We start from the raw sequence: 4194 nt of genomic DNA, 5'->3' as shown, positions 1-4194 counted from the left end.
ATTTATACAGCTACAAGTGCGGATTTTAACTGGGATGAAATCTTTAAAGACTGTGCTTGGTTTCACATTACTGGTATCACACCAGCACTATGTGACAATGTAGCAGAACTTACAATAGAAGCTTGTAAGAAAGCTAAGGAACATGGAGTTAAGATCTCATGTGACTTGAACTATCGTAACAAGTTATGGTCAAAAGAAAAAGCTGGTGAAGTCATGGCTAAGATTTGCGAATATGTCGATGTATGTATCGCCAATGAAGAAGATGCAGCCGATGTATTTGGAATCAAAGCTAGTAATACGGATGTAACAAGTGGTGAAGTCAATCGCGAAGGATATAAGGAAGTAGCTAGTGAATTGACACGTCGCTTTGGATTTGAAAAAGTAGCCATCACATTAAGAGAGTCAATCAATGCCAATATCAACAACTGGTCAGCTATGTTGTATGATGGAAAAGATTACTATTTCTCAAAGAGATACAACATGCAGATCGTAGATCGTGTAGGTGGTGGAGACAGCTTTGGAGCTGGATTGATTGCGGCAAGTCTAGAAGGCTATGATGCACAATCAACCATTGAATTTGCGGTAGCCGCAAGTTGTTTAAAACACTCTGTCGAAGGTGATTTCAACATGGTAAGCATGGATGAAGTGTTGAAATTAGCTGGTGGAGATGGTTCAGGCCGCGTTCAAAGATAAATAGAAAGAAGAGTAAGAATATGTTTGAAATGAAAGATTTCTCATTAGAGGGAAAAGTTGCCTTAATTACTGGGGCAAGTTATGGTATTGGCTTTGCGATTGCGACAGCTTACGCAAAAGCAGGAGCTACAATTGTATTTAATGATATTAAACAAGAATTAGTAGATAAAGGGTTAGCTGCTTATCAAGAAGCGGGCATCGAAGCTCATGGATATGTTTGTGATGTTACAGATGAAGATGCAGTCAATGCGTTTGTGGCAAAAGTAGAAGAAGAAGTAGGAACTATTGATATTTTAGTTAACAACGCAGGAATTATTAAACGTATTCCTATGTTGGAAATGAGCGCAAAAGATTTCCGCCAAGTCATCGACATTGATTTAAACGGACCATTTATCGTAAGTAAAGCTGTCATTCCTGGAATGATCAAAAAAGGGCACGGAAAGATTATCAATATTTGTTCAATGATGTCTGAACTTGGTCGTGAAACAGTGAGTGCTTATGCAGCAGCTAAAGGTGGATTAAAAATGTTAACTCGTAACATTTGTAGTGAATATGGAGAACACAATATCCAATGTAATGGTATTGGTCCAGGTTATATCGCAACACCTCAAACAGCTCCATTACGTGAAAAACAACCAGATGGTTCAAGACATCCATTTGATCAATTTATCGTAAGTAAAACTCCAGCTGCTCGTTGGGGAGAACCACAAGATTTAATGGGTCCAGCTGTATTCTTGGCAAGTGATGCAAGTAACTTTGTCAATGGTCACGTATTGTATGTAGATGGTGGTATCTTAGCTTATATTGGAAAACAACCAGAATAGAAAAGGAAGGGTCAATATATGAAAATCGCATTAATTAACGAAAACTCTCAAGCTGCAAAAAATGCACAAATCTATGAAGTATTAAATGAAGAAGCTCAAAAAGCAGGACACACTGTATTCAACTACGGTATGTATTCTGCAGAAGATGATGTTCAATTAACATATGTAAAAAATGGTTTATTAGCATCTATCTTATTAACTACGAAAGCTGTTGACTTTGTTGTAACAGGATGTGGAACAGGACAAGGAGCTATGCTAGCATGTAATTCATTCCCTAATGTATTGTGTGGACACATCACAGATGCTGTTGATGCTTACTTGTTTGGACAAGTAAATGATGGAAACTGTATCGCTATGCCTTTTGCACAAGGATTTGGATGGGGTGCAGAAATTAATCTTCACTATACTTTTGAAAAATTGTTCTCAGAAACATTTGGTGGTGGATACCCTAAAGAACGTCGTGAACCAGAACAACGTAATAAAAAGATCTTAGATCAAGTTAAAACTGTGACTCACCGTCCATTAATTGAAATCTTAAAAGAAATTGATCAAGACTTCTTGAAAGAAACGATTGCAGGTGATCACTTCGCAGAATATTTCTATCCAAACTGCCAAGATGATGAAATCGCAAACTATTTAAAATCACTATAATAATTAAAAGTAAATTCTCTCCTTTAAGCAAATGAGTTTGACGGGAACTCATTCGTGTCATTGATTCATAATATAGGCCTCCTAAATATAAACTGGAGGCCTTTTTTGTATAAGAAAAGCTGTGGATTAAGCGATGTTAAAATCACTTTCTGTCTCACAGCTTTTTCTTTCTTTTACTATGAATGGTAAATGGAATAGGCTAAGTCCAATCACTCCAAGCATGATGACTCTAAATAAATAGATATAGTATCCATGATTTAGGTTAAGGAATGGAAGTCCTTCTAATGGTGGTCTTACAATAAACATAAAGTTTGTATCATAGACTGCCAAAATAGAATTCATATATAAATTGAAAACTAATAACGCAAATAATACGACTAGATTGTCTTTAAATGCCTGCATACCTAGGTTTGTATGTTTGAAACGAATCAAATATAGAGAAAACCATGTTAATGCTGTATGATACATGAAACATTGATATACATTGGCTACATTAAATTCAACGCCATACGTTGGAATCAAGATAGCCGCGATTCCTCCACAAGTACCGACAACCGCAAAGAAGTTGATCATTTTTTGTTTTAGTGGACCATCCTTTCCAAAAGTAATGTAGGCCGCAATAAACAATAAGATACTGCAGATATGGAATGGAAGGGATTGCGGATTTAAGTGCATTCCTCCATGTGTACTTGGAATCATATCTGACATCATTTTTGTGGTTTCACTCAATAAACATATAAACATAAAGAAGTAACAAGCATTTTGTAGCGTGAAATCTTCTTTTTTCGCATAGTGATTCATAATTAGAATGAATAGAATACAAATTCCTATCCATATAAAGTGTTTTGTAGTAAACATATGCCCTCTCCTTGTAGTCAACAGATTATATCATTCAAAACACAAGTAAACAATGACAAAATCCTTAAACTTATCTAAAATATTCTTAAATTACATGATATACTTTTTTTCTAGATGATAAAAAGGATGTCGACTCCTTGTAATCGTATAAATCCATATTTAAAAGGGGGTATAAAAAATGGTACAAGATATTTATCCACATAAATTACATAATGAATTTGATCCTAATGTACAGGCAACTCAAGAGGATGTATTGCTGTGTATTGTGAATGGAAGGATCTTAATTCATTTAAATTGTTTTGAAAATAAGGAAGTTGTTTTTCCTAAAGTGAGTGACATACAAGTTGAAAATGTAGAGTATCGCTATTTGTTTTCAATTGATAATATGAAATATTTCTTATGTGATATGCAATTAGGAGAGGATCAGATTCCATCTGGATATGGTTATGTTGAAGAGAGAAGTTTACGTATTGAAGGGATTGGCCCAAAAGACAATTTATTTGCGGCAATCACTGGAAAACATTTGGCGGATTGGTATCGAGATACTAAATTCTGCGGAAGATGTGGACATAAGATGGTACATTCAACAAAGGAAAGAGCTATGGTTTGTCCAGAATGTCATAACACAGTGTATCCAAGAATTATGCCAGCTGTCATTGTGGGTGTAATCAATGGGGATAAGTTATTGTTGACAAAATATCGTACAGGATTTAAGTATAATGCGTTGATTGCTGGGTTTACTGAAATTGGAGAAACGGTTGAAGAAACGGTAAAACGTGAAGTTATGGAAGAGGCTGGAATCAAAGTCAATAATATTCGTTACTATAAGTCACAGCCTTGGGGAAGTGCCAATGATATTTTGTTAGGTTTTTTTTGTGATGTAAAGGGCAATGATGAAATATCTATGGATACCAATGAATTGAAATATGCAGATTGGGTTCAAAGAGATGAAATCATTCTTCAACCAGGTGAATTTAGTTTAACGAATGAAATGATGAAATTATTTAAGGAAAATAAAGTAGAGTGAAAGTATCATACTCATTCTTCTAAAAATGATGAGGATATGGTACAATAAAGCGTGTAAAAAATATTTATAGAAAATAGGAGTGAAAAATTATGGCAATTTCTGCAGGTGATTTTAAAACAGGATTAACTTTAATCGTTGATG

Annotated in this window: 5 protein-coding genes; 4 read left to right on the top strand and 1 reads right to left on the bottom strand. The window is 34.9% G+C overall.

Annotation, left to right across the window (positions count from 1 at the left end; translation table 11 throughout):
- From ACZQCL_RS07010 to ACZQCL_RS07000, 3 genes are all read left to right on the top strand, one after another.
- The coding region (locus tag ACZQCL_RS07010; protein ID WP_482482437.1) for a PfkB family carbohydrate kinase at window positions 1–693 on the top strand (693 nt) is incomplete at its 5' end.
- 20 nt (window positions 694–713) lie between these two features.
- The gene (locus tag ACZQCL_RS07005) at window positions 714–1517 is read left to right on the top strand and encodes a gluconate 5-dehydrogenase (RefSeq protein WP_482482435.1); all 804 of its coding nucleotides are present in this window, start codon (window positions 714–716) and stop codon (window positions 1515–1517) included.
- Between the two features lie 18 nt (window positions 1518–1535).
- On the top strand, window positions 1536–2168 hold the full coding sequence (locus tag ACZQCL_RS07000; protein ID WP_227992779.1) for an RpiB/LacA/LacB family sugar-phosphate isomerase: 633 nt from the start codon (window positions 1536–1538) through the stop codon (window positions 2166–2168).
- 126 nt (window positions 2169–2294) lie between these two features.
- Here ACZQCL_RS07000 and ACZQCL_RS06995 read toward each other — a convergent pair whose 3' ends face one another.
- Entirely contained in the window at window positions 2295–3026 is a 732-nt protein-coding gene (locus ACZQCL_RS06995) for a TMEM164 family acyltransferase (protein ID WP_482482434.1), read from the bottom strand.
- A 178-nt stretch (window positions 3027–3204) separates the two neighbouring features.
- Here ACZQCL_RS06995 and nudC point away from each other — a divergent pair, with 178 nt between their 5' ends.
- Entirely contained in the window at window positions 3205–4053 is an 849-nt protein-coding gene (nudC, locus tag ACZQCL_RS06990; RefSeq protein ID WP_418584107.1) for an NAD(+) diphosphatase, read from the top strand.
- Window positions 4054–4194 lie beyond the last annotated feature (141 nt).

This window comes from Holdemanella sp. (assembly GCF_056804935.1).
Note: the sequence above shows the minus strand (reverse complement) of the source record. Positions and strands in the feature narration are given on the sequence as shown.